The sequence below is a fragment of the Ruegeria sp. CH11 genome, assembly GCF_056537105.1.
On the sequence record NZ_JBQFQX010000001.1, the window covers coordinates 284568 to 307065 of the forward strand.

The following is a 22498-nucleotide window of genomic DNA, read 5'->3' on the forward strand; positions in this document are numbered from 1 at the left end:
CATGGGCTCCGGTCCGGCGGCAGATGCAGCAGGAGGTACGCATGGGCGGCACAGACGTCAACCTGACCGAGCTGGTCGGGTCCCGGATTTGTCACGACCTGATCAGCCCTGTCGGGGCGATTACCAACGGATTGGAACTGTTGGAGATGGTGGGGTCGATGCAAGGCCCCGAGATGGACCTGATCACCGGCAGTGTGGGAAGCGCCGCAGCCAAAATCCGGTTCTTTCGCGTGGCCTTCGGGGCCGCAAGCGATCAGCCGCTGGGGCGGACCGAGGTTAACGGCCTGTTGCAAGACGTTGAAAAGGCCGGGCGTTTGCGCGTGGTTTGGCCGCTGAGCGAAGCCATTCCGCGTGATCAGGTAAAATTGGTGTTTCTGGCACTGATGTGCTGCGAAAACGCCATGCCCATGGGTGGTCAGGCCAGTGTCGAGGCGCAGGGCGATGGTTGGGTCGTCACCGGTATCGCAGACAAGTTGAATATCGATGGCGATTTGTGGAAAAACGTGACCACAGGCCGATTTCCCCAAAAGATCACGCCCGCACAGGTCCAGTTTGCGTTGCTGCCGCAGGCTGCAAGCGCACTCGGGCGGCGGGTTGCAGCTGAAACCGCCCCAACCCGCGTTGTTCTTCGGTTCTAATCTCGGATCGTTCCATTTCCCCGCACAAGGTACTTGAAACTTGTCAGCTGCGCGGCGCCAACCGGGCCGCGCGCATGCATTTTGCCGGTAGCGATTCCGATCTCTGCCCCCATTCCGAACTCTCCGCCATCCGCGAATTGGGTCGAGGCGTTGTGCATCAGAATTGCGCTGTCCAGACGCTCAAAAAACCGGGCCGCTGCTGCGGGGTCTTCGGTCATGATGCAATCGGTGTGATTCGAGCCATACTGACGGATATGCGCGATCGCCTCGTCGATATTCGCGACGGGTTTGGCGGCTATGATGCTATCTAGGAATTCCTTGCCCCAATCCGCGTCAGTGGCCGCGTGGCTTCCATCCACCGCCAATGTACCTTTGGCATGTACCTCAACGCCGGCCGCAATAAGTGCTGCGATCAGATCGCGTCCCAGCGTGTCAGCGACATCCTGATGGATCAGCAGGCATTCGGCGGCCCCGCAGATACCGGTGCGACGCGTCTTGGCATTCAGCACCACGTCCAGCGTTTTCTGCGGATCAGCGTCCTTGTCGACGTAGATATGCACGATCCCTTCAAGATGCGCGAAGACCGGCACGCGTGCCTCGCGCTGGACCAGCCCCACAAGGCCCTTACCGCCGCGCGGAACGATCACGTCCACGTAATCCGTCATTGTCAGCAACTCCTGAACCGCAGCACGGTCACGAGTCGGAACCAGTTGAATCGCATCTTCGGGCAGGTTCGCAGCCTTCAGCCCCTTGACCAGACAGGCGTGGATTTCCGTGGAGGAATGAAAGCTCTCGGACCCGCCGCGCAGTATTACGGCATTGCCGGATTTCAAACACAGCGCCCCGGCATCGGCTGTCACGTTCGGGCGGCTTTCGTAAATCACGCCAATGACACCGAGCGGAGTGCGGACCCGCTGGATATTCAGCCCCGAGGCCATGTCCCATTCGGCCAGAACCTCGCCAACGGGGTCTGCCTGATCGGCAACTGTGCGCAGCCCATCGACCATGCCCCGAACGCGCGCTTCGTCCAGCATCAGCCGGTCCATCATCGCCGGGCTCAGGCCCTTTTCGCGACCGAACTCCAGGTCCTTTTTATTGGCCTCAATGATCTGGGTGCGGTTGGTCCACACAGCCTCAGCCGCAGCAATCAGCGCGGCGTGTTTGCGTTCTGCAGACGCAAAAGCAAGGTCCTGAGACGCAGCCTTGGCCCGCTTCCCAAGATCGGCCATCAGGGCGGGAATGGTGTCAAAGTCCTTCATCTCATCTGCCTTTCTTGTTCCAACTTATCAAATCACGCCGTCACAGCGCCAGATCGTCCCGGTGGATCAGCGCAGCCCGGCCCGGATAACCCAGCGTCGCCTCGATTTCCGAGGATTTGCGCCCCTTGATCGCGTCCGCCTCCTGCGCGGTATATCGGCTCAGGCCCTGCGCCAGTCGCCGTGCTTCAGGATCCAGAATAGCAACAGGATCGCCGCGACCGAAATCTCCGGTGACCTTGACGATCCCCGCTGGCAGCAAGCTCTTGCCGTTTGCCAGAGCCCGCGCTGCACCTTGATCGACAACAATCTCACCCCGTGGCTTCATGGCCGAGATCCAGCGTTTGCGTGCCGCATGTGGGTCCAGCGTCGCCGTAAACCAGGTGCTGTTCGCGCCATTTTCCAGCGATTTCAATGGGTTCAGGATCGACCCTTCGGTAATTGCCATGTCACACCCCGCTGCTGTTGCCATCTTGGCAGCCAACAGCTTGGTCTTCATACCACCCTTTGACAGTCCAGAGCCTGCATCACCCGCCATCGCTTCGATCTCGGGCGTGATCTCGCGGATCACATCATAACGGGTCGCGGTGCTGTCCTCGTTCGGATTGCCGGTGTAGAAACCGTCGACATCCGAAAGCAGCACCAGTTGATCGGCCCCGACCGTTACTGCGATTTGTGCCGCCAAGCGATCATTATCCCCATAGCGGATTTCGTCCGTGGCCACCGTGTCGTTTTCGTTGACGATCGGCACCACACCCAAACCCAGCAGAGTTTCCAGCGTTGCGCGCGAATTCAGGTAACGCCGCCGGTTTTCGCTATCCTCAAGCGTCACCAGAACTTGCGCTGTCTTGATCTTGTGCGGCGTCAGAGCCTCTTCATAGGCCCGTGCCAGTCGAATTTGCCCGACCGCAGCGGCGGCCTGAGATTGCTCGAGTGCCAGAGCCTCCATCGGCAGGTTCAGCACGCCCCGGCCCAGGGCGATGGACCCGGACGAGACCAAAATCACGTCTGTGCCCTGCCCTTTCAGCCAGGCCACATCCAGCGCCAAAGAGCGCAACCAATCCGATCGCAACAACCCTGTTTCACGATCGACCAGCAACGCCGACCCGATCTTGACGACAAGGCGTTTGGCGGACGTCAGGGTTGCCAAGGCTGGGCCTCCTCAGAGGGCTTCTGGCGGACCCGGTCGTCGTCGATCCGAGCGCGCAAACTGCGCAGTACCTCAGTCACGCCCTGATGAGCGACACCAGACATGGTCATCACCGGGCCGCCCACCGCATCTTCCAACTCGGCCGTTTTCAATGCTAGGTCGTCTGCATCCAACGCATCGATCTTGTTGAGCACGGTGATCCGTGGCTTTTCGGCCAGTTCCCCGCCATACGCCTCAAGCTCTGTGATGATCGTCTGGTAGTCCTCGGCCACGGTTTCCGATGTGCCGTCAACCAGATGCAACAGAACCGCACAGCGTTCCACATGGCCGAGAAAACGGTCCCCGATCCCCCGGCCCTCATGCGCGCCTTCGATCAGTCCGGGAATGTCAGCCACGACAAATTCCACGTTATCTACACCAACAACGCCCAGATTTGGGTGCAACGTGGTAAACGGATAGTCTGCGATCTTCGGCCGTGCGTTCGACGTCGTTGCAAGAAATGTAGACTTCCCGGCATTGGGCAGTCCCAAGAGGCCGACATCCGCAATCAGCTTCAGCCGCAGCCAGATGGTGCGGTCAATGCCCGCCTGCCCCGGGTTTGCCCGGCGCGGGGCCTGGTTGGTCGCGGATTTGAAATGCAGGTTGCCAAAGCCGCCATTGCCGCCTTTGGCCAGAAGAAACCGCTGCCCGACCTCGGTGAGATCGCAAATGACGGTCTCTTCGTCCTCGTCCAGAATTTCGGTGCCGACGGGCACGCGCAAGATGATGTCGTCACCATCCTTGCCGGTGCGCTGTTGACCACGGCCGGGCTGACCGTTCTTGGCGAAGAAATGCTGCTGATAACGAAAGTCGATCAGGGTGTTCAGCCCATCCACAACCTCGGCCCAGACAGACCCGCCTTTGCCGCCGTCCCCGCCATCGGGGCCGCCGTATTCGATATATTTTTCGCGTCGGAAGCTGACGCAGCCGTTACCTCCGGCCCCGGACCGGATGTAGACCTTTGCAAGATCGAGAAATTTCATGACTGTCCCCTACTGCAAAGGCCCCATCGGCCACAAGTCAGAGTTTTTTGCTATACGTCCAGGTGGGCACATTCGCATCGCGCGCCACCGAATAGTTTTCGGCATCACCCAAATACTGGAACCCGCAATGCGTGAGCACCCGCGCCGAGGCCGGGTTGTCCTGAAACACGCTGGCAAACATGGTCGAGTTCTCAAGCGGGTTCGCCAGTACCAACGCTTCGACCGCCAGCGACGCAACACCTGTGTTCCAATAGACCGGTGCGACCCAATAGCCCACTTCGGACTGGTTGCGATCCAACCGTTCAAGCGAGATCAACCCGATCAGTTCCGGACCGCCATCCTTGGTCGCATCCAATGCCCAGACGTCCTCGTCCCGGTCTTCCGACATCGACCGTGCCACAAACGCCTCGACCGAGCCGGGCGGCAGCGGATGCGGGATCGACGTGGTCATACGCGCGACGCGCTCATCGCCTGCATAATGTTCGATGAGACCCATATCCGACCGACGCAACGGGCGCAGATCGAACCGCTCGGTTTCGATGACCGGCTGGTTTATTATTGTCTCAAGTTTCATGAGTGCGTTCCTCCTCCGAACAACACAAAAAGTACGGACGCAACAGTGACACTCGCTAACGTCCACATCAGATATTTTTCCGCAGGCCGACCTTCAACCGCATGGGCAATTCTATCCCCAGCAAATGTCCAGATCGGGTGCAGAATCACTTGGCAAAACAATAAACAGAGAGCGATTGTTAACGTTGCGTTAAAGCTTGACGTCCCTGCGGCGACAAAGCCGGTAAACCCGGCGATAATCATGGCCCAGGCCTTGGGATTGAGCGGATGCACGATCAGCCCCGCCCAGAACCCCGGAACCTTGCCCCCGGCACTTTCACGCGACAGCCTCAGGTTGGCGATCTTCCAAGCAAGCCAGCAAATATAAGCGGCAGAGGCATATTTCAGCACCGCAAAAACCATCGGCGCCTGCTCGGCCATCTGCATCAGTCCGAAACCGACCGGCCAGATTATCAGTTGTTTACCCAGAATGACGCCCGCCACAAATGGCAGCGCCGCCTTGAACCCATAGCGCGCACCGGTACCCAGCAGGACCATATTGGCCGGTCCCGGCGTGCCGACCTGACTGGCGGCAAAGATCAGGAAACTGGTGGTCGCGACTGTCATTGATTCGTGGCTTCACAACTGCGTTAAAACGAGAAAGGGGACCGGCATTTTCTGCCGGTCCCCCATGAAATTTTCTTAAACCTTCTGGGTTTCGGCTTACTCTGCGGCCTCCGCCACTGGCAGGACCGAAATAAAGGTGCGGTTTTTCAGTCCCTTATGGAACTTAACGGCGCCATCGACAGTTGCAAAGATGGTGTGATCCTTGCCCATGCCTACGCCTTCGCCCGGCCAGAACTTGGTGCCGCGCTGACGCACGATGATGTTGCCCGCGATGGCCGCCTGACCACCATAGAGTTTCACGCCAAGGCGGCGACCTGCTGAGTCGCGACCGTTACGGGAGGAACCGCCAGCTTTTTTATGTGCCATTCTCTCTCTCCTTAGCCTTTAGCCAGTTCTTTGGCCTGTTCGATCCAGCCTTCACGCTCGATCCGGCCTTTGAACGACAGTTTCTCGTCCATAGCAGCTACGTCTTCATCCGTCCATGCCGCGATCTGGGCAAAGGTGGTGATGCCGGCTTCGAGAAGCTTTTTCTCAAGCGCGGGGCCAACGCCGGACAGTTTCTTCAGATCGTCCGCGCCTGCGTCGACAGCAGGAGCTTCGGCTTTGGCAGCTTTCTTAGCCGGTGCTTTCTTGGGTGCTGCCGCTTCGACAGCCGCCGCGGAAACCGAACCGGTTGCAGCTTTGATGCCCGATTTGTCAGCGCCCGACGACAAGATGTCGGTGATCTTGACCAGAGTCAGTTTCTGACGGTGGCCAACGGTACGCTTCGAGCTGTGTTTACGACGGCGCTTGACGAATTTGATGACCTTGTCACCTTTGATCTGTTCGATCACTTCGGCCTGTACGCCTGCGCCTTCAACGAAAGGTGCGCCAACAACCGGAGCGTCACCGCCCAGCATCAGAACATCGTTGAATTGAACTGTTTCACCTGCGTCGGCAGCCAGCTTTTCAACACGGAGCACATCGCCCGCCTGAACCTTGTACTGCTTGCCGCCAGTCTTGAGGACCGCAAACATGCGTCTTTCCTTTGTCTAACCGCGTTCTGTGGTCCCCAATCGGGTGTTGTCGGCCTAAGCCACCTCGAACAGCGCGCCCTTTTCGGGCTGTGTGACGACCTCGGGCGAACCCTGAGGTCAAATAATAACGATACCCGGCGCGGAGATTCCGGCCGGGATGCGGGCTTATCCGAATATTGCGATCAAAAGTCAACCGCTTTTCGGGTCATAAATCCGAAGCGTTCATAGCGTGGGCGACGGCCTCGCCCAAGCGATAGGAAATTGCATCTAACATGTCGTCAAACCCGATGAACAGCGCCTCGTTCAGCGCGCGCCCGGTTTCAGTCCGCGAGAACGCGATGTTCTCGCGCATCTGCGCTTCGCTCAGCGGTTGATAGGCCATGATTAGGAAAGCATAGATCCAGGTCTCGGTTTCTTCGGCCAACTGGGGTTTCCGGGTCAGAAGCTGGTTTAGAATGGCATCCGCATCGACAGGCGACGCCTGGCCCGAGGACATGCCGAGATAAAAGTTGTAGTCGGCGCTCAGCGATCCCTGAACGTTCAAATCGACAAGATCGTTGATCTGCACGTATTCGTCGATGAGCTTGAAGAATGCGGTGTCTCGGTCAAATTCCAGGTAAGTTTCACGCGCCAATTCGTCAACTGAGTCGTCCCTCAGGGCGTTTCGAGCGGAGTTTTCGAGCGCGACAATTGTTTGTCCCAATTCGCTTTCGAAGAACAGGGCGGCTTTTTCCAGCTGGCCGTCGTCCATTTTTTCTCCGACGGTGCGCGTTATCCTCTCTTGCATCCAGTCAGGGTCGTAGATCTCCGCGACCTGGGCGCGAAAATAGGCACCCCCAGTGCCGTTCAGTACGCTTTCGTTAAGCTCGTCGCCTTGCGCGCGCCCCTCCTGCCCCATGATCGCCATGACCTCTTGCACCTGCATCGCCTGCATCAGGCGCGCCACCCGTTCATTGGCCGCCAGAGGCGCCGCAAAAAGCGCAAAACCTGCAATGGCAAGGGCCAGTAGTCGCATCAGATATCCTGCGCGGGTCGCAATTCGGCCATCCGGGCCGCCAGAACCTCGAACCGCATTGCCATGATTTCGTACTGGACGGCATTCAGCAGTTCATACACCTCTTGCATCAGCGGGTGTTCCAGCGCGGTGGCATAGGCGTCTACATCTGCGTCAGAGAACTCCTGATATGTCTGCGCAGCTCCTGCCAGAGCGGACAATTGTAACACGCGGCGCATCTCAGGCTCTTGCAGCTTCATCAACTCGCGCAGCTCATCGCCGCCCAACTGCAAATCGATCACGCCCGATGCGCTTGCGGCCAACAGAAACCGAAGCTGAATTTCCTGCAAAGCCCTGAGCGACGTGCCGCTGGAATCTACAGCGCGGTTCATCCGTTTCAGGCTTTCGACACGCTGCGACCCCTGCTTTATCAGGTCCGAGACAATCCGCTGCCCCTCCTCCTGCCTTGCGGCATCGTCCTCGTCCATATGCGCGGCGTTCTCGGCGACCACCAAACGTTGGCCGAGGTCCGAGGCATAAAACTCAACTGCATGGCCTAACGCTTCGTCGCTGAGCGTCTGCTCCAGAATGCCTACGGCAGTCTCGTGCATTTCGGCGGTATCGAACACTTCTTCGGTCAGGCGCGCCCAATCCGAACCAAAACCTTCGGTATCAATCCCCAACATCCTTGGGGCAGAGGCCGAGGACAGCGCGATGCTCTCAAGCGCTACGTCGAACCCGGTTGTGGTCAAAAACGCCTCGATCCGGTCCCGGTTGGACGATAAGGCGGCGCTCGCTGTCAGACAGGCAGCGATCAGGCCTAACAGGCCCGGCCAAAACAGACGGTTTGCTAAGTAGGTCATACCTATCAGCCTAGGTGTTTTCCGCCCGCAGGCAATGGAAAATCCCGACAAGGCCGGAATCGGGAATTTTCTGCTTGCACCCCTGCCCAATCCTCACTAAATCCCCCCCTCACAGACCCCCGCGGAGAGGTGCCGGAGTGGTCGAACGGGGCGGTCTCGAAAACCGTTGTGGGTGCAAGCCCACCCAGGGTTCGAATCCCTGTCTCTCCGCCACTAACACTCCAAACGAACTGTTATTGCGCGAATTCGAGGCTATTTCGGTTTGCGGCGTCAACAGTGCCGTGCGCTTCAGCGCCGGCAACTCAGCGCTAACGCCCGTTCAAAAGCGGTAGGTGGCGCCAAACAGCGGGCCGGATTGTTCGAATTTGAAGTCATTGCCGTCGATCTCGTGATCGAACGAGATGAACCGATATCCGCCTCGCAGCAACCACCGGTCGTTGATCGCATAATCTGCGGTCAGCAAGACCTGCCAGGTTTCGCTGTCGCTACTGAAGCCCCCATAGTCAACAAACCCGGTCCCGGACCATTTGTCCGAAAACTGCACACGCGCGCGTGCGCCGATGACAGGGTCGGTCCAGCTGTCATCTGCCGTCGTCCGACGCCCGGGTGCTGCACCGGGCTGTAGGTCAAATTCGGTATCGGTGCTGAACCACCTGAAACCGCCAGCCAGATCGACGCTAACCGTTGGTGCATCGTAAACGCGATAGCCGACATAGCCGCTCAGATATTGAACCGTGAACGAGGTATCCAGGCCGGAACTGGCCGGACCCGGCGTATCGTTGCTGAATGACAAATCGGTGTAGTTGTAGTCTGCCAAAACCAGCCAACGCCCATTCGAGGCGGAAAAGGCCCCCATAAAAGCAAGGTCCAGATTTTCGAGTGCGTCGGAAAAGCTAAGGGTCCCGCTCAGCGTGCCGCGAGGTGTTCCCAGCGAAACGTCCGTCTCGGGCATAAACAGATAGATCGACGCCTCATAAGACCAGTCGGATTGCTGCGCCAATGCGGATGTCGCCATCCCAGTCGTCAAAGCCAACCCCAAGGCGGTTCCAAGTTTTTTTGCCGTAGCCATCAGTTAACTCCCTGAAAATACATTGTCCCGAGCCTCATCAGAACCATTGAATATGTCCTTTGTTCCGCCGCGCGAAAACAGTTCATGCAGCGGTTTCCTCAGATTGCGCTGCGCTGTTGCCGACACGGTTGATGTCTGTGTTTGGAAAAAACTCGGACCAGACGTGCCAGAAAACCCCAGCCCGCAAGGTTTCGACCCGTTGCAACTGCCCCCGGTCAGACTTTCCCCAGAAATCGCAGTGGGACACCGGCTGCCCGCTGTCATTGTACCAAACGCCGAGGCTCTCGTATTTCGGATCAAGGCTGACAACGACATCGCGCCCGCCGACGCGGGCATTCACGATCCAATTGTTGTCGACGACGAAATCATCGGTCCAGCAGGCAGCGTCTTGCCCGATGCTGATCCCCCAGACATAGGTTTTGTTCGGCAGCCGATTGTCCGAACGATCCATGTTATCCATGACCGGCGCGTCTTCCTGATGCTGACGACCGATGCCCCAGCCAAAGGTTATTTCGGTCGCCATGTCCAACAGTCGCAACAGCGGGTTTGGCGAAGGCCTGTTCAGATAGACCTCACCATCCGGGAAAGCCTTTTGAAACCCGCGGAACGTCATTCGATAGGTGGGCCAAGGGGTCATTTGCGCCTCGGGCCGGATCGGACAGGCAGGTCCGTCAGTTTTCGGGTCTTGGTCGGCCTCGCGAAAGCCATAGATGTGCTGAATGGGCTCGCCCGTGTCGTTGTCGCGCAGGATCAAGTTGTTGCCGTGCTGCGCCAAAACTTCTAGGTTCAGACGCTTGCCTTCGATCCGGGGCGTATAGCCCTGCCCCAGATTGGCCATGGCGCAGTAGGTCATGACAACGTCTTCTCCGCCCAGCCCCTGCGCATCGCCGGCCAGATGAGGTCGCATGATCTGAGCATCGGGATGTGCGCGGGCATGGCCGTTGTTGTCGATGACGATGACCGGAGCGGTGGGACCGACAAATTTCCGCGCCTCTTCAATCGGGGCGTAATATGCGTCGTTCAATTGATTGCGCAGTCCAAGATGAACCCAGACATATGGAAACCCATAGAGGAACACGACCAGCACAGTGCATACGACCCACAGCCAGGTTGGCCCGCCGCCGAATATAAAATGAGCCAGCGTTGCCACCACAAACCCGCCCAGCCCGACTGCAATCAGGCGATATTCGTTGCGGATGAAACGCACCATATTCTCGCGCTTAACCTTCAATAGCATTTGCGAGACATCCCCGAGGTCGCGGAAATAGACGAAGCCGATCCCTAGCGAGACCATCAGGCCAAGAGCGAAAACGATGGTTCCAAACATGCGGTCAATCCCAGTATCTGTAGCTAAAACCCGGCGAACACGGTCCTATTGCTGTGGCGCTTGGCGTTTGACTGCGAAAGCCTCGACGGCTTTCTGGGTCTCAGGGCGTATGTTCTCGATCCCCTCATACGGCACTCCATAAGCTGGGGGCGTATCGGGGAATTTCTCTTTGCGCGCCTTGTGGCGCCCCAGGATACGTACGAACTCCTGCCCACCCCAAGAACCAACTTCTGTTGAAACCGAATATTCCTCGCGGGTGTCTCTATAAAGATCGAAGAACTTAGCAAGAATTGCACTTTCCCCCGGCCCGGGCAGTTTGAGCTTGAGTTGATCTTTCACGATCGCCTCGGGCTTGGCGACCGAATAGATGATCACGTGATCGCGCCGCGCTTTGGATTCATCGGCGAACAACAGGGCTGCCGACTGATCGACCCCGTCCACCAGACGGTCGCGGGGAATGTGCTGATCAGCCCCCGCAAACCGCGCCAGCGTTGTGTAAAGGTCCGAGACATGGATGATGCTGTTCAGCATCCCATCGGCCTCGATCATTCCGGGCCAGCGAATAAAGGCATCCACGCGCACGCCACCTTCGGTGGTATCGCCCTTGCCGCCCGCATAGATCATCGGCGTAAAGCCAGATTGCGGCGCGTATTTTGTAAAGTGCCCGTTGTCGCCCATGACGATGACAATCGTATTGTCGGCCAGTCCCAGCGTTTCCATCTTCTCAAACAGATCGCCTAGCCACTGGTCCAGCAGCTGCATCTTGTCCACATAGAGCCCGCCATTGGCGCTTTCGGGTCCGCTGCGTCCAGCGCGTGTGTTGTCCAGCGGGATCATCGGCCAGTATTGCAGGAAGAACGGTTCCTCACCTCCGCTTAGCCGCTCCAGCTCTTCCAGTGTCTTGTTCTGGAAAGCTTCGTTCATTTCATCGTATTTGGCAGCGTTCCAACGCTCGCCTTCTTGCATCCTGATTTCGCGTATCGGCCCGCCTGCCTCACCCTCAATCACCGTCATCATCGCCGAGGCATCGGGGCGAAACCAGTCGTCCAACGTGTATTTGTCATCATAGTCGCGGATCGCGACCGAGACTTGTTCCTTGATCGCGTCGTCGTTGAAAATCGTCAGTTGTCCCTGCTGATGCACTGCCATTTGGGCATAGTCGAAGCCCTGGTTCATCGCCCAGCTCTCGGCAATGTCGCCCATATGCCATTTGCCGACATGGCTTGTGGCATACCCCGCCTGCTTCAGAACTTCCGCAAGCGTCACCTCGTCTGCGGGCAAACCAAAGCCAGCGATGTCGACCGTCGTGTCCCCCATGCCCATGCGAACCGGCAAACGCCCTGTCATCTGCGCGACCCGTGTCGGAGTGCACGACGGTTCGGTGTACATGCGTACCATGCGCATGGCTTCGTCGGAAAAGTCGTTGATGTTTGGCGTCTCATACCCGCGCACGGCGTTCAGCTCTGGTATCCCCATGTCGCCGAACCCCAGATCGTCGATCAGAACACTGACAATATTGGGGGGATTGCCGTTATTGGCGTCTTGGAACGCAGCCAATGCGTCATCTACTGCGGCATCATCCTGAACCCATTGCGGACCGTGCTGAGCCTTTAGAATATAGAATTCCGCATCGTGTTGAATGGGCTCATCCTGAGCCGACACGGCAGTCGCAAGACAGCTTGCCAACAAAACCAGTACCTTGGAAATCCTCATCCCAAACCCCTCTTCCCTGTGCTGGGCGACGTGCAATAACTCATGCGCCAAGCCTTTCACATTGAAACATTAGCATATTTTTACGCTTTGTGTTGTTTGTCCTTACTGCCAGCTCATGAAGACATCGCGGGTCAGTTCTGACTCCGGGCGCAGGTTGTCGATTCCCCCATAGGGAACGCCCTTCGCAATCTCGGAATGCGGGTATTTTGCGATCGTCTTCTGATGACGTTTGATCATGTCCTGAAACGATGCACCGGCCCAAAGTGAGTATCCGACAAGTGGGTGTTCCTCGCGCGGGTCTCGATAGATGTTGTAGGTCGGGGCTGCCGCGCCCGGTTGGCCCGGCGCTGGTAAATGCATTTTGAATTCTTGTTTGACAACCGACCTGAGAACAGGACCTTCGTAGACATACACATAGTCGCGCCGCCCATTGCCTTCGCCGTTCAACAGCAGTGCGGTCTGGTCGATGCCGTCAATCACACGATCACGAGGGATGTAGTCGGTCGCACCGGCAATGCGTGCCATCGTGGTGTAAATGTCCGAGACGTGAAAGATGTCACCGGCGGCGCTGTTGGCCTCGATCACGCCAGGCCAGCGGATAAACGCATCGGTGCGCACACCGCCTTCCAGATGCTGCGTCTTGCCGCCGCGATAGATCAACTGATTAAGGCCCGAGATGCCCTCGTAGTGATACATCAGGCCGTTATCCGCCATCACGATGACGATGGTGTTCTCAGCCGCACCGGTTTCGTCCAGCTTGGCCAGTACATCCCCTATCCAACCGTCGAGCAGTTGCAGCTTATCAGCATGGAACCCGCCATTTCGGGATATCGCCTGATCCGCGTAGACGAAGTTCAACGGGTACAAAGGCCAGTATTGCAGGAAAAACGGCGCATCGTCATTGGCCACACGTTCGATCTGTTCCAGTGCCTGACGCTGATAGCGTTCATTCATCTCTTCGTATTTGGCCTGCGTCCAGATTTCGCCCGCGGCCATTTCTACCTCTGACGCCGTCCCCCCGGCGACGGCCTCAACACCCGTGACAAGACCATACGGCTTGAACCGTTCATCGATCTGAAACTGGTTGTTCTGGCCCTCTGGCACGTAACCCAACATGTTGTTGGACCGCATCGCCTCGGGGGTCATTAGGCTAAGCTGCACTTGTTGATGCAGCGGGAATGCGGCCCAGTCGAAGCCCTGATTATGCGGATAGGCTTCTTCGATATCACCCTGATGCCACTTGCCGACATGCGTGGTCGAATAGCCGACTTCTTTCAGTATTTCGGGGAGAGTTACTTCGCTGGCTGGAAGGCCTTCACCAACTAACGCAACCTTGACCTCTTCAACACCTGCGCGCACCGGATGACGCCCTGTCAGCATCGCGGTTCGGGTCGGCGTGCACGAGGGTTCGGTATACATACGCATCAGCGACAGCCCCTCGGTCGCAAAGTGATTGATGTTCGGCGTTTCGATCCCGGTGACGTAGTTCAGCTTGCGATCCCCCATGTGACCAAAGCTGATATCGTCGATCAGAATATAGAGGAAATTCGGAGGCTTCCCGCCATTCGCTTCGCGTATTTCGGCCAGTCTGGCGTCGATTTCCGCGTCTTGCGCATCCCATGCGTCTCCGAACTGGGCGCGTAGATACTCATACTCGCCATCGTGAATGATTGGGCTGTCCTGAGCCAGACCAGGACTCGCACACAATAGAAGCGCGGGCAGGATACGAATTAACAACATGTCAGGTTTCTCCAATCTGGTTAAACTTGCCGGCCATTTGGGTTTCACGACTGCGCAGCCGCCTTTCGATCGTGCTACGCAGATCCGACAGGCTTTCCGCCAAATCCGCGATATAGCGGGACTGCGGAACGTCAGCTGATTGCCGCTGTCGAGACAGCTCTGCAAAAAGATCGCGATAATCCTTGCAGATCCGATCGAGTTCCGTGTCAGCGGCGCGCATTTCGGTCAGCAGGGATGCTGATCTGGGGAATTGCGCATCGAAAAAGTCATCCTCGGTCATGGGCAGCAAATTCCATAAACTTGCCCACCAAGCATGCGCTGCGAAGAATATGTCTTGAAGGTAAAACCGCGCATGCTACCGTAGCAACACGGGGTCAAATCCCTGTGACGAAAGGATAGTTCGTGACAGCGGCGGAAGGTGACACACGAAAGGATGGCGCGGGATCGGCCTCGAATTTCGAGATCGAAACCGCCTTGCAAAGCGTGCTGGGATCCGATGAATTCCGCGGATCGTCCCGGATGCGCTCGTTTCTGACCTATGTTGTCACCGAAGCGATTTCAGGTCGCTCCGACAACATTCGCGCGAAGACAATCGCGATGGACGTTTACGGGTACGATGTCGAGGATTTGTCCAGACGCGAGGGTGTCGTCAGGGTCGATGCTGGTCGCGTTCGCCGAAAGCTTGACGCGTATTACGAAGGGGTAGGAACTTCCGATCCGGTTGTCATATCGCTGCCGGTTGGCAGCTATGTTCCAGTTTTTGAACGCCGGACAAACGCCGGGAATGGGCAGCGAGCACCCCTGCCCGCTGCGTTGGTATTGACAGTTTCTTTGGCGCTATGCGCGGTGCTGGCAGGGACCTTTTTTTGGCTCCGTTCCTCATCGGAAAATTCAGAAATGGGTCGTCCGATGATCTATGATGTAGCCCCCGCGCGCATCGAGGCGATCAACCTGTGCAGCGCTGGACGTGAGTTGATCTTTCCGGTCGTCACCTTGGCAAGACTGCGCCCCGCATTGCAGATATTCGAAACCGCGATTGAGCGGGACCCGGACTATTTTTGCGGCTATGCCGGTTCGGCTCAGATCGAGACGATGTTTGCAATTCTTCAGCCGGAAAAACCCGACACGGAAAGGCTTTTGCAAGCCGCTGACAAAAACAGCCGCCGCGCGCTGGAGCTTGCCCCCAGCGATGCCTGGGCATTGTCCGCGCGGGCGTGGTTGGAACTTGGGTTAGGCAACTATGATTCCGCGCTGACGCTTTCGGATCGGGCCGTCAAACTGCGGCCGATGGATGCCCAAATCGCGGAATTCGATGCGTTGATCCTGCTCTACACGTCACAGTTCGATCAGCTCCTTGGACAAGCAGACCACTTTCGAGAACTGGCCAAGTCCAGCGGCGGCCTTGTCTTCGAGAACGCGCTTGGGTCGGCACAGTTTCACACTGGTGATTACGCAGCCGCAATCGAGACCTATGAGACGACCATTTCACGCGGGGGACCGTTCGGCCCAATCTCTGCCGCCTATCTCATGGCCTCGCACTGGGAGAATGGGGAACAAGCAGAAGCACGCCGGCTTGCCAGCGTCTACAATGAAACCTGGCCCAATTTCCCCCTGGAGGCCGTCAAAAGACGCGCCTTTTCCACCCCTGAACCGGTCGATGCCCTGATCAATGCAATGAAAGCTGCGGGTTCGCTGAACCAGACGCAATGAACGCCGGCTTGCCGGCTGCGGTTCATGATCCTGTGGCTGGTTCACGCCCTTTGACCGGCAACAGGTTTTGTCGCGCGGGACGTTAAGCGGCATGAACCCGCCATCCTGAATGGTTGCTATCAGCGTCAGCTGGCTCATGCCCGTTAAATGACCGAAATACCCCGGTTTTCCCCCTTTTCGACTCAATTGATTCACCCCATCTCGGGCGCATATCTTTTTGAGAAGGAGACCCTCATGTCCCGTATATTGCTTATCGTTATCGTCGCCGCGATTGGCGTCGGCGCGTATTACTATCTGAATCAGACCGAACCCACACCAGCCGAGCAGTTGGAGACCGCAGCACAGGATGCTGGCGACGCAGTAGGCGAGGCAGCTTCGGCCCTGCAAGAAGCCGCAAGTGATGCCGCTGATGCTGTAACCGAGCAGGCAGCGGACGCTGCTAACACAGTTGCTGAACAAGCGTCCGAGGCAGCTTCTTCGGTGACCGAACAGGCCAGCGAAGCCGCCTCGTCCGTGGCGGATCAGGCAAACGAAGCCGCATCTGAGGCAGGCGATCAGGTTGCCTCGCTTGTGGATCAGGGTCAGGACCTGTTCAATACATGGGTTGAAGACGGCAAGCTGACGGCGCAACAATTCGACTATGACACCATGGTCGCAGCCGTACAGGAGAGCACGCTGTCACAAGACATCAAAACCCAGGCAGTCGCCATACTGGACGAGATCAAAGCCGCGCCCGAAACGGTCGTGCAGAAAATCCAGGAAATGCGCACACTGCTGACGCAGCAATGATGAACGCGAGGCCGTCCCATCGGGCGGCCCGCTTTAGCTCGGCTGAGTCGGCGTCGTTAAGAAAATAGGTGAAAAACCCATGACAGACCTACCAGCCACAATGTTCGCAGTCATTCAGACGCAGGATGGTTATTCGGGATCAGCATCCGGTCCCACGCTGGACAGCGCGTCCGCCTGGTTGGAGGCGGCTGAAATACCGGTGCCCAAACCCGGCCCGGGACAAGTCCTGATCCGCTTGCGCACCGCCTCGGTGAACCCATCCGACATCCACTTCATCAAAGGCGAATATGGCCAGCCCCGGGTCAAAGGCGCGCCCGCAGGCTTCGAAGGCTGCGGCGATGTTGTTGCAACGGGCGACGGGGCCGAAGCACTGTTGGGCCAGCGCGTGGCCTTTGTCGCCTCTGGCTCGGGCGCATGGGCGGAATATGCCCTGACACCGGCCCAGATGTGCATCCCCTTGCGCCCTGAAATCTCGGATGAGGATGGTGCGGCGCAAATCGTCAACCCGTTGACCGCTATGGCGATGGTCGATATCGCGCGCGGCAACGGGGATGCGTTTGTGGTCTCTGCTGCGACCAGCCAATTGGGCAAGCTGATGTGCAGCCTTGGACGCGATCTAGGGTTGAGCCCGATTGCGTTGGTCCGTCGGGCCGAAACGGTCGACACGCTAAAGAACCTGGGCGCTGCCGAGGTTCTGGTGACAACGGACCCTGATGTTGCCCAGAAATTCGCATCCATCAGCGCCAACCTGAAACCGCGCGTGTTCCTTGATGCAGTGGCGGATCAACTGTCCGAGCAGATCTTCTGCGCGATGCCCAATCGCGCGCGCTGGGTGTGTTATGGTAAACTGAGCCCCGACCTGCCAACACTCACCCAGACCGGCCAGCTGATATTCATGAGCAAACGGATCGAGGGCTTCTGGCTGACAGAGTGGATGATGTCCACGCCACCAACTGACCAGATGCGCGTGGTCGGTGAGGTGCAGGCCAGATTTGCCGATGGCCGCTGGAAAACGGATATTTCCGAACGTCTGACCCTTCGCGAGGTGGTGCCAGATCTGGCTGACGCGCTGAAGAAAAGCGATGGCAAGGTCATTATCACGCCCTGACCGATCGGTCTCCTTCGTTGTACATAAAAAAACGGCCGCAACATTCTGCGGCCGTTTGTTTTTTCTTCGATCCAGCTGCGGGATTAGCGCTTCGAGAACTGGAACGAACGACGCGCTTTGCGCTTACCGTATTTCTTACGTTCCACAACGCGGCTGTCGCGGGTCAGGAAGCCTGCGGCTTTCAGCGCGCCACGCAGCGACGGATCATACAGTTGCAGCGCTTTCGAAATGCCGTGCTTGACCGCACCGGCCTGACCGGTCAGGCCACCGCCTTTGACGGTAGCAACAACGTCGAACTCACCTTCTACACCGGCAACCTGGAACGGCTGGCGCAGGATCAGCTGCAGAACAGGACGCGCGAAATACTTGTCCTGATCTTTGCCGTTCACGGTGACCTTGCCGGAACCCGGCTTGATCCAAACGCGGGCAACAGCGTCTTTACGCTTGCCTGTGGCGTAGGAACGGCCCAGCTCGTCGCGCACGGGCTCACGTGCAACAACTTCTTCGGCCACGGTTTCAACGCCTGCGACGGCGCTCAGCTCTTCGAGAGTATTGATCTGATCAGCCATCGGTCATTAGCTCCGGGTGTTTTTCTTGTTCATGGACTTCACGTCCAGAACTTCGGGCGCTTGCGCCTCATGGGGATGCTCGGCACCGGCGTAAACGCGCAGGTTGGTCATCTGCTGGCGCGCCAGACGGTTGCCCGGCAGCATGCGCTTGACCGCCTGGGTCACGACGCGCTCGGGGTGTGCACCCTCGAGGATCTGCTGCTTGGTGCGCGACTTGATGCCGCCCGGGTGGCCAGTGTGCCAGTAGAAGTTCTCTTCGCGCTTCTTGCCGGTCATCTGGATTTTGTCAGCGTTGATCACGATGACATTGTCGCCCATGTCCATGTTCGGGGTGAACGACGCTTTGTGCTTGCCACGCAGGCGCATGGCGACGATCGAGGCGAGACGGCCCAGAACAACGCCCTCGGCGTCGATCAGGATCCATTTCTTGTCGATGTCTGCAGGTGTTGCAGAAAAGGTTTTCATGGCAGGATAGTCCTGTTTGATGTGAAAGACCGGCCTGAATGCAGACCGGTCCGAATTCGATGCACGGGGTTTAGACCTACTGGTTTTCTGGGTCAATACATGTAAGCATGTTTTTAACGTGTTAAATCAACATGTTACAAAATAGGTATTATTTTACCCCATAATTTGCGGGCCTTCGCGCATGTCACAAAGACCGCTATACTGCCATTGGATACGCGGGCCAACGGAGAGTTGTAAAATGAACTGGCAAAAGACAATCGCGGACTATGGGCTGGCCTGGCAAGAAGAGGATGCAGTCAAACGTCTTGCTCTGCTGACCGGGTGTTTCGCGGAAAACGGGCAATATGTGGATCCAACTGCGGAGGTAACTGGGCGTTCCAACCTCTGTGATCATATCGGAGAGGTGTTGCAGGGTTCTGGCGGGCGCGTTGAATTGACCAGCGAACCCTCAAATCACCATGACGTCGTTCACTTCACCTGGCATATGGTCGGTCAAGACGGTGGTGTCATGGTCGCCGGGCACGATTTTGTGCGATTGAACGAGACCGGTCAGATCGCGCACTTGGCCGGGTTCTTTGGTGACCCTGCCCCTCTGAACTGATGATCAAACGCTGATCTGTTCCGGCGGGTTGTCCAAAAGCGCCCTCAGCCGCTGCATCGCGTCCTCGAAACGCTCCAGCGATACGTGGCCATTCATCGCAATTCGAACGGCGTTCGGCGCGCGCCCGTCGCGCAGGGCGAATTCATCGGCGGACCGCAATTGTATCCCCTCACGCTCGGCCGCGCGCGTGAAAGACCCCGCGCGCCATCCCGAGGGCAGGCTGAGCCAGACAAAGGGGACATCCGGCGCCCAATTCAGGTCGAAACCACCCAGTGCGTTCACCGCCACCCGAACATATTCCCCCATCCTGACGCGCACATCCCGGGCAATTTCCCGTGTCCGTGGGTCGGACAACAAAAGCCGTGTCACCTCGGCCAGCGGTTGGGCCAGGCCGAAATACCCATACTCGGCAGATCGGCGCAGATCGACGCTGCGCTCGCGCGGGGCGATGGCAAATCCGACACGCAGCGCTGGCGTCAGGATTTTCGAAATCGATGACACATGCCATCCACGTTCTGGCGCAAGCGCCCGATAGCTCGGCTCGCGGGCGTCGCCCATGCGATAGCAATCGTCTTCGATGATCTGCACATCAAAGCGCCGGGCGACCTCGACGATCTCTTTGCGGCGTTCAAGTGGTGTATGAGAGCCGGTCGGGTTTTGCACCTCGGGCGAAACGCAAACCGCCTGCGCAGGGGTCTGGCGCAGCAAATGCTCCATCGCTTTGGGGTCCAAACCCCAATTGTCCATCTTCACGCCCGCGATGTCTGCTCGCATCAATTCCCCGGCCCGGCGAAATCCGGCATAGGACAGGTCCTCGACCAGAACAACGGGCTTCGGACCGTGCAGAATTGTCTGAAACACAAGGCACAAGCCGTTCTGTCCTCCGTGTGTCAGCACGATATCGTCATGTGTCAAAGGCCCCAACGGCAGGTCCGACAACCAATCGACCACCGATTGCCGCATCGGCTGGTAAGCGTCGCGTGTCGGATAGTTCAGAAACAGGCCCGGATTGGCCTGAGACACCTTTTGCAGACATTCGCGGATCAGAGACACCTGCCCCACATCCGCCAGCCTTGGGCTGAACAGGCTGACATTGGCATCGTATTTGTCATCCTGCAGATGCAGCTCGCGCGCCCAGACATCATCCGGAACCGGAGATTTGGGCGGGGCGACAAATGTACCACGCCCGACCTCGGCTTGTAACAATCCCTCATCCGTCAGGATTGTATACGCACGCGCGACCGTACCTGGCGTGATTTGTAGCTGATACGCAAGTTCACGCACCGGAGGCAGCTTGGTTCCAACCTCCAGCATGTTGTTATCTATCGCTTTTCGGATCGTGTCGGCCACAATGGCATATTTAGGACTTTTGGATTTCGGCAGCGCCTCTGGCCAAATTGTATCCATTACAATTCTTCCTTTGATTTTGACACAATGCTGAATGTATCAACGCCTTGTACCGAACATCTACGCTTTGTGTCAATACAATTTGAAAGGATACCCAAGATGACACGCGCAATGCACACACCCGCCCTTACCCTGCTGACCGACAGCCCCCGGCTGCCGCTAATAGCAGCGCTGGCCGTGCAGTTTGCAGCGACGGTCACCAAATGGGAGCAACGCCGCCGCAGTCGCGTAAACCTCGGCCGATTGGATGATCGCCTGCTGCGCGACGTCGGGCTGACGCGGTTTCAATCGCGCAACGAAACCAGCCGATATTTCTGGATGAACTGAGTTATCCCCAGTCCCATTTTTTTGGGACCTCTTCCTGGGCCGGGGCTTGTCCCCGGCCTTTTTTATCCGAACTTTGCCGCAGCCGAACCTTCGGGCGGGATCGAATAGGTCATAGTGGCGCGCGCAACTGGTTCGTCATATCCTTCCGAGTACATAAGTACGTCCCCCACAGCCAGGCTGCGCCCGAGTTTCAGCAACCGGCATTTGGCGATCATATCAGCACCACCAACGGGTTTGCGCAAAAAGTCGACCGAACTATTGGTGGTGACGGCCAGAGACTGACGGCCCTTGCGGGCCAGAACCATGGCATAGACACTTACATCCGCCAGTCCAAACATCGAAGGCCCCGAGATGGTGCCGCCCGGGCGCAAGTGACGCTCGGCTACAACAAGGCGCACGGTGATCGACGTCTCGGTCAGGTCCTCGATGACGAAATCCGCGTGGACCTGCGGAAAGACCTGCACCAGATAGTCAGACAATTCTTTTTTCGTCAGCGCCAATGACATGCTTTTCCTCCTTGCCGTGCCGCCCTAGAGTTGGCCCACAGCCAGCGGGAGGGCAATATGGCAAATCTGGAACGTAACGACACGGGCGCCGTCGCCCGCCTGACGATGAACGCGCCCGAGCGTCTCAATGCCCTCAGCGACGAGATGCTTGGTGCTCTGCAAGCGGAACTCGACGCACTGCGCGACGACCGGTCAATTCGCGCGGTGATCCTGTCGGGTGCTGGCAAGGCATTCTGCGCAGGTCATGACTTGAAACAGATGACAAACGGGCGGCAGGCAAGCGACGGAGGACTGGCCTATTTTCAGGACCTCTTCGACCGCTGCGCCAAAATGATGATGTCGATACAGACCTTGCCTCAGCCAGTAATCGCCCAGACCCACGGCATTGCCACCGCCGCAGGTTGCCAATTGGTTGCGACCTGCGATCTGGCCATCGCTGCAGAAGGAACCCGGTTTGGGGTCAACGGTGTGAATATTGGCCTGTTCTGTTCGACACCGATGGTTGCGCTCAGCCGCAATATCCCACGCAAACTCGCGTTCGAAATGCTGACAACTGGCGATTTCATCCCGGCCGAGCGCGCCGCCGAGCTTGGCCTGATCAATCGCGTCGTGCCGGAAACCAGGCTAGAAGAAGAAACCAATGCGCTGGCCGAACAACTGGCAAACAAGTTGGGATCGGCAGTCAAAGTCGGGAAAGAGGCGTTTTATCAACAACTTCAACTGCCCACCGATCAGGCATATGCCTATACCGCCGAGGTAATGGCGCAGAATATGCTGCATCGCGATACCGAAGAAGGAATAAACGCATTCATCGAAAAACGGCCTCCAAATTGGCAGCAATGAAGCGATTATTCGGCACAATTTTACAAACTGTTCGCAATTTTTCACTTTTCAAAGCGGCGACACTGTGGCAAAGGTGGGACAAGGCCATGGCCTGAAAGACACTTTTGGGTCGCCGTGGGCGGAAGGTCCCTCCAAGCTGGTTTCTCTCACCGGCGTCGACATTCCCGCAGCGGCGACCCCAAGACTTCCCAGATATTCGCGTCGTT

General features: G+C 57.7%; 25 protein-coding genes and 1 tRNA gene. 8 read left to right on the forward strand and 18 right to left on the reverse strand.

What is annotated here, in order from left to right; translation table 11 throughout:
- Positions 1 to 41 precede the first annotated feature (41 nt).
- A complete protein-coding gene (locus ACR0LX_RS01410) occupies positions 42 to 638 on the forward strand; it encodes a histidine phosphotransferase family protein (RefSeq protein WP_480782266.1) in 597 nt (198 codons plus the stop codon).
- Here the strand turns inward: ACR0LX_RS01410 and ACR0LX_RS01415 are convergent.
- The 9 genes from ACR0LX_RS01415 to ACR0LX_RS01455 form a co-directional block, all read right to left on the reverse strand.
- Positions 635 to 1897, reverse strand: coding sequence for a glutamate-5-semialdehyde dehydrogenase (locus tag ACR0LX_RS01415; RefSeq protein WP_480782267.1), 1263 nt, complete (start codon positions 1895 to 1897; stop codon positions 635 to 637). The genes ACR0LX_RS01410 and ACR0LX_RS01415 overlap by 4 nt on opposite strands.
- 40 nt (positions 1898 to 1937) lie before the next feature.
- Positions 1938 to 3044, reverse strand: a complete 1107-nt coding sequence (proB, locus tag ACR0LX_RS01420; RefSeq protein ID WP_480782268.1) for a glutamate 5-kinase — start codon at positions 3042 to 3044, stop codon at positions 1938 to 1940.
- Positions 3032 to 4066 (reverse strand): GTPase ObgE, encoded by a 1035-nt coding sequence (gene obgE / locus ACR0LX_RS01425; protein ID WP_480782269.1) that lies wholly within the window; start codon positions 4064 to 4066, stop codon positions 3032 to 3034. The genes proB and obgE overlap by 13 nt, the downstream gene beginning before the upstream one ends.
- Positions 4067 to 4103: 37 nt before the next feature.
- On the reverse strand, positions 4104 to 4640 hold the full coding sequence (locus ACR0LX_RS01430) for a GNAT family N-acetyltransferase (RefSeq protein WP_480569710.1): 537 nt from the start codon (positions 4638 to 4640) through the stop codon (positions 4104 to 4106).
- Positions 4637 to 5245: a LysE family translocator gene (locus tag ACR0LX_RS01435; RefSeq protein ID WP_480782270.1), complete on the reverse strand. Its 609-nt coding sequence runs from the start codon at positions 5243 to 5245 to the stop codon at positions 4637 to 4639. The genes ACR0LX_RS01430 and ACR0LX_RS01435 overlap by 4 nt, the downstream gene beginning before the upstream one ends.
- A 96-nt stretch (positions 5246 to 5341) precedes the next feature.
- Positions 5342 to 5611 (reverse strand): 50S ribosomal protein L27, encoded by a 270-nt coding sequence (gene rpmA / locus ACR0LX_RS01440; RefSeq protein ID WP_010440093.1) that lies wholly within the window; start codon positions 5609 to 5611, stop codon positions 5342 to 5344.
- A gap of 11 nt (positions 5612 to 5622) precedes the next feature.
- The gene (locus ACR0LX_RS01445; protein WP_480782271.1) at positions 5623 to 6261 is read right to left on the reverse strand and encodes a 50S ribosomal protein L21; all 639 of its coding nucleotides are present in this window, start codon (positions 6259 to 6261) and stop codon (positions 5623 to 5625) included.
- Positions 6262 to 6466: 205 nt separating this feature from the next.
- Positions 6467 to 7276: a DUF2059 domain-containing protein gene (locus ACR0LX_RS01450; protein WP_480782272.1), complete on the reverse strand. Its 810-nt coding sequence runs from the start codon at positions 7274 to 7276 to the stop codon at positions 6467 to 6469.
- On the reverse strand, positions 7276 to 8118 hold the full coding sequence (locus ACR0LX_RS01455; protein ID WP_480782273.1) for a DUF2059 domain-containing protein: 843 nt from the start codon (positions 8116 to 8118) through the stop codon (positions 7276 to 7278). The genes ACR0LX_RS01450 and ACR0LX_RS01455 overlap by 1 nt, the downstream gene beginning before the upstream one ends.
- 123 nt (positions 8119 to 8241) lie before the next feature.
- Between ACR0LX_RS01455 and ACR0LX_RS01460 the strand changes: the two genes are divergently transcribed.
- Positions 8242 to 8331: transfer RNA gene (locus ACR0LX_RS01460), tRNA-Ser, on the forward strand.
- A gap of 106 nt (positions 8332 to 8437) precedes the next feature.
- Here ACR0LX_RS01460 and ACR0LX_RS01465 read toward each other — a convergent pair.
- From ACR0LX_RS01465 to ACR0LX_RS01485, 5 genes are all read right to left on the reverse strand, one after another.
- Entirely contained in the window at positions 8438 to 9187 is a 750-nt protein-coding gene (locus ACR0LX_RS01465) for an outer membrane protein (protein ID WP_480782274.1), read from the reverse strand.
- A gap of 82 nt (positions 9188 to 9269) precedes the next feature.
- Positions 9270 to 10514, reverse strand: coding sequence for a DUF3179 domain-containing (seleno)protein (locus tag ACR0LX_RS01470; protein WP_480782275.1), 1245 nt, complete (start codon positions 10512 to 10514; stop codon positions 9270 to 9272).
- A 45-nt stretch (positions 10515 to 10559) separates the two neighbouring features.
- Positions 10560 to 12227 (reverse strand): sulfatase-like hydrolase/transferase, encoded by a 1668-nt coding sequence (locus ACR0LX_RS01475; RefSeq protein WP_480782276.1) that lies wholly within the window; start codon positions 12225 to 12227, stop codon positions 10560 to 10562.
- Between the two features lie 102 nt (positions 12228 to 12329).
- Complete coding sequence (locus ACR0LX_RS01480; protein WP_480782277.1) at positions 12330 to 13967, reverse strand: sulfatase-like hydrolase/transferase; 1638 nt, start codon at positions 13965 to 13967, stop codon at positions 12330 to 12332.
- 1 nt (position 13968) lies between these two features.
- The gene (locus tag ACR0LX_RS01485; RefSeq protein WP_480782278.1) at positions 13969 to 14247 is read right to left on the reverse strand and encodes a hypothetical protein; all 279 of its coding nucleotides are present in this window, start codon (positions 14245 to 14247) and stop codon (positions 13969 to 13971) included.
- Between the two features lie 122 nt (positions 14248 to 14369).
- Between ACR0LX_RS01485 and ACR0LX_RS01490 the strand changes: the two genes are divergently transcribed.
- The 3 genes from ACR0LX_RS01490 to ACR0LX_RS01500 all read left to right on the forward strand — a co-directional run bounded on the left by ACR0LX_RS01490 (position 14370) and on the right by ACR0LX_RS01500 (position 17574).
- Positions 14370 to 15677 carry a tetratricopeptide repeat protein gene (locus ACR0LX_RS01490; protein ID WP_480782279.1) on the forward strand — a complete coding sequence of 436 codons (1308 nt, stop codon included), beginning with the start codon at positions 14370 to 14372 and terminating at the stop codon, positions 15675 to 15677.
- Between the two features lie 234 nt (positions 15678 to 15911).
- Positions 15912 to 16466, forward strand: a complete 555-nt coding sequence (locus tag ACR0LX_RS01495; RefSeq protein ID WP_480782280.1) for a hypothetical protein — start codon at positions 15912 to 15914, stop codon at positions 16464 to 16466.
- A gap of 79 nt (positions 16467 to 16545) precedes the next feature.
- The gene (locus ACR0LX_RS01500) at positions 16546 to 17574 is read left to right on the forward strand and encodes a zinc-binding dehydrogenase (RefSeq protein WP_480782281.1); all 1029 of its coding nucleotides are present in this window, start codon (positions 16546 to 16548) and stop codon (positions 17572 to 17574) included.
- An 83-nt stretch (positions 17575 to 17657) separates the two neighbouring features.
- On the opposite strand, the gene rpsI is transcribed toward ACR0LX_RS01500, so the two are convergent.
- A complete protein-coding gene (gene rpsI / locus ACR0LX_RS01505) occupies positions 17658 to 18143 on the reverse strand; it encodes a 30S ribosomal protein S9 (RefSeq protein ID WP_170466890.1) in 486 nt (161 codons plus the stop codon).
- A gap of 6 nt (positions 18144 to 18149) precedes the next feature.
- A complete protein-coding gene (gene rplM, locus ACR0LX_RS01510) occupies positions 18150 to 18608 on the reverse strand; it encodes a 50S ribosomal protein L13 (RefSeq protein WP_039536983.1) in 459 nt (152 codons plus the stop codon).
- 238 nt (positions 18609 to 18846) lie between these two features.
- Here rplM and ACR0LX_RS01515 point away from each other — a divergent pair, with 238 nt between their 5' ends.
- Positions 18847 to 19209, forward strand: coding sequence for a nuclear transport factor 2 family protein (locus ACR0LX_RS01515; protein WP_480782282.1), 363 nt, complete (start codon positions 18847 to 18849; stop codon positions 19207 to 19209).
- A 3-nt stretch (positions 19210 to 19212) separates the two neighbouring features.
- Here the strand turns inward: ACR0LX_RS01515 and ACR0LX_RS01520 are convergent, their stop codons facing one another.
- Positions 19213 to 20616: an aminotransferase-like domain-containing protein gene (locus ACR0LX_RS01520; RefSeq protein WP_480782283.1), complete on the reverse strand. Its 1404-nt coding sequence runs from the start codon at positions 20614 to 20616 to the stop codon at positions 19213 to 19215.
- A 99-nt stretch (positions 20617 to 20715) separates the two neighbouring features.
- Between ACR0LX_RS01520 and ACR0LX_RS01525 the strand changes: the two genes are divergently transcribed.
- Complete coding sequence (locus ACR0LX_RS01525) at positions 20716 to 20943, forward strand: DUF1127 domain-containing protein (RefSeq protein WP_480782284.1); 228 nt, start codon at positions 20716 to 20718, stop codon at positions 20941 to 20943.
- A 62-nt stretch (positions 20944 to 21005) separates the two neighbouring features.
- On the opposite strand, the gene ACR0LX_RS01530 is transcribed toward ACR0LX_RS01525, so the two are convergent.
- Positions 21006 to 21449, reverse strand: coding sequence for a PaaI family thioesterase (locus ACR0LX_RS01530; protein WP_480569661.1), 444 nt, complete (start codon positions 21447 to 21449; stop codon positions 21006 to 21008).
- A 57-nt stretch (positions 21450 to 21506) separates the two neighbouring features.
- Here ACR0LX_RS01530 and ACR0LX_RS01535 point away from each other — a divergent pair, with 57 nt between their 5' ends.
- Entirely contained in the window at positions 21507 to 22292 is a 786-nt protein-coding gene (locus ACR0LX_RS01535) for an enoyl-CoA hydratase (RefSeq protein WP_480782285.1), read from the forward strand.
- The last annotated feature ends 206 nt before the right edge of the window (positions 22293 to 22498 follow it).

Excerpts from the sequence above, each read along its gene's own strand:
- ACR0LX_RS01410 (WP_480782266.1), top strand. The coding sequence starts at position 42 with ATGGGCGGCACAGACGTCAACCTGACCGAGCTGGTCGGGTCCCGGATT.
- ACR0LX_RS01415 (WP_480782267.1), bottom strand. The coding sequence starts at position 1,897 with ATGAAGGACTTTGACACCATTCCCGCCCTGATGGCCGATCTTGGGAAG.
- obgE (WP_480782269.1), bottom strand. The coding sequence starts at position 4,066 with ATGAAATTTCTCGATCTTGCAAAGGTCTACATCCGGTCCGGGGCCGGA.
- ACR0LX_RS01430 (WP_480569710.1), bottom strand. The coding sequence starts at position 4,640 with ATGAAACTTGAGACAATAATAAACCAGCCGGTCATCGAAACCGAGCGG.
- ACR0LX_RS01435 (WP_480782270.1), bottom strand. The coding sequence starts at position 5,245 with ATGACAGTCGCGACCACCAGTTTCCTGATCTTTGCCGCCAGTCAGGTC.
- rpmA (WP_010440093.1), bottom strand. The coding sequence starts at position 5,611 with ATGGCACATAAAAAAGCTGGCGGTTCCTCCCGTAACGGTCGCGACTCA.
- ACR0LX_RS01445 (WP_480782271.1), bottom strand. The coding sequence starts at position 6,261 with ATGTTTGCGGTCCTCAAGACTGGCGGCAAGCAGTACAAGGTTCAGGCG.
- ACR0LX_RS01450 (WP_480782272.1), bottom strand. The coding sequence starts at position 7,276 with ATGCGACTACTGGCCCTTGCCATTGCAGGTTTTGCGCTTTTTGCGGCG.
- ACR0LX_RS01455 (WP_480782273.1), bottom strand. The coding sequence starts at position 8,118 with ATGACCTACTTAGCAAACCGTCTGTTTTGGCCGGGCCTGTTAGGCCTG.
- ACR0LX_RS01465 (WP_480782274.1), bottom strand. The coding sequence starts at position 9,187 with ATGGCTACGGCAAAAAAACTTGGAACCGCCTTGGGGTTGGCTTTGACG.
- ACR0LX_RS01470 (WP_480782275.1), bottom strand. The coding sequence starts at position 10,514 with ATGTTTGGAACCATCGTTTTCGCTCTTGGCCTGATGGTCTCGCTAGGG.
- ACR0LX_RS01475 (WP_480782276.1), bottom strand. The coding sequence starts at position 12,227 with ATGAGGATTTCCAAGGTACTGGTTTTGTTGGCAAGCTGTCTTGCGACT.
- ACR0LX_RS01480 (WP_480782277.1), bottom strand. The coding sequence starts at position 13,967 with ATGTTGTTAATTCGTATCCTGCCCGCGCTTCTATTGTGTGCGAGTCCT.
- ACR0LX_RS01485 (WP_480782278.1), bottom strand. The coding sequence starts at position 14,247 with ATGACCGAGGATGACTTTTTCGATGCGCAATTCCCCAGATCAGCATCC.
- ACR0LX_RS01495 (WP_480782280.1), top strand. The coding sequence starts at position 15,912 with ATGTCCCGTATATTGCTTATCGTTATCGTCGCCGCGATTGGCGTCGGC.
- ACR0LX_RS01500 (WP_480782281.1), top strand. The coding sequence starts at position 16,546 with ATGACAGACCTACCAGCCACAATGTTCGCAGTCATTCAGACGCAGGAT.
- rpsI (WP_170466890.1), bottom strand. The coding sequence starts at position 18,143 with ATGGCTGATCAGATCAATACTCTCGAAGAGCTGAGCGCCGTCGCAGGC.
- rplM (WP_039536983.1), bottom strand. The coding sequence starts at position 18,608 with ATGAAAACCTTTTCTGCAACACCTGCAGACATCGACAAGAAATGGATC.
- ACR0LX_RS01515 (WP_480782282.1), top strand. The coding sequence starts at position 18,847 with ATGAACTGGCAAAAGACAATCGCGGACTATGGGCTGGCCTGGCAAGAA.
- ACR0LX_RS01520 (WP_480782283.1), bottom strand. The coding sequence starts at position 20,616 with ATGGATACAATTTGGCCAGAGGCGCTGCCGAAATCCAAAAGTCCTAAA.
- ACR0LX_RS01525 (WP_480782284.1), top strand. The coding sequence starts at position 20,716 with ATGACACGCGCAATGCACACACCCGCCCTTACCCTGCTGACCGACAGC.
- ACR0LX_RS01530 (WP_480569661.1), bottom strand. The coding sequence starts at position 21,449 with ATGTCATTGGCGCTGACGAAAAAAGAATTGTCTGACTATCTGGTGCAG.
- ACR0LX_RS01535 (WP_480782285.1), top strand. The coding sequence starts at position 21,507 with ATGGCAAATCTGGAACGTAACGACACGGGCGCCGTCGCCCGCCTGACG.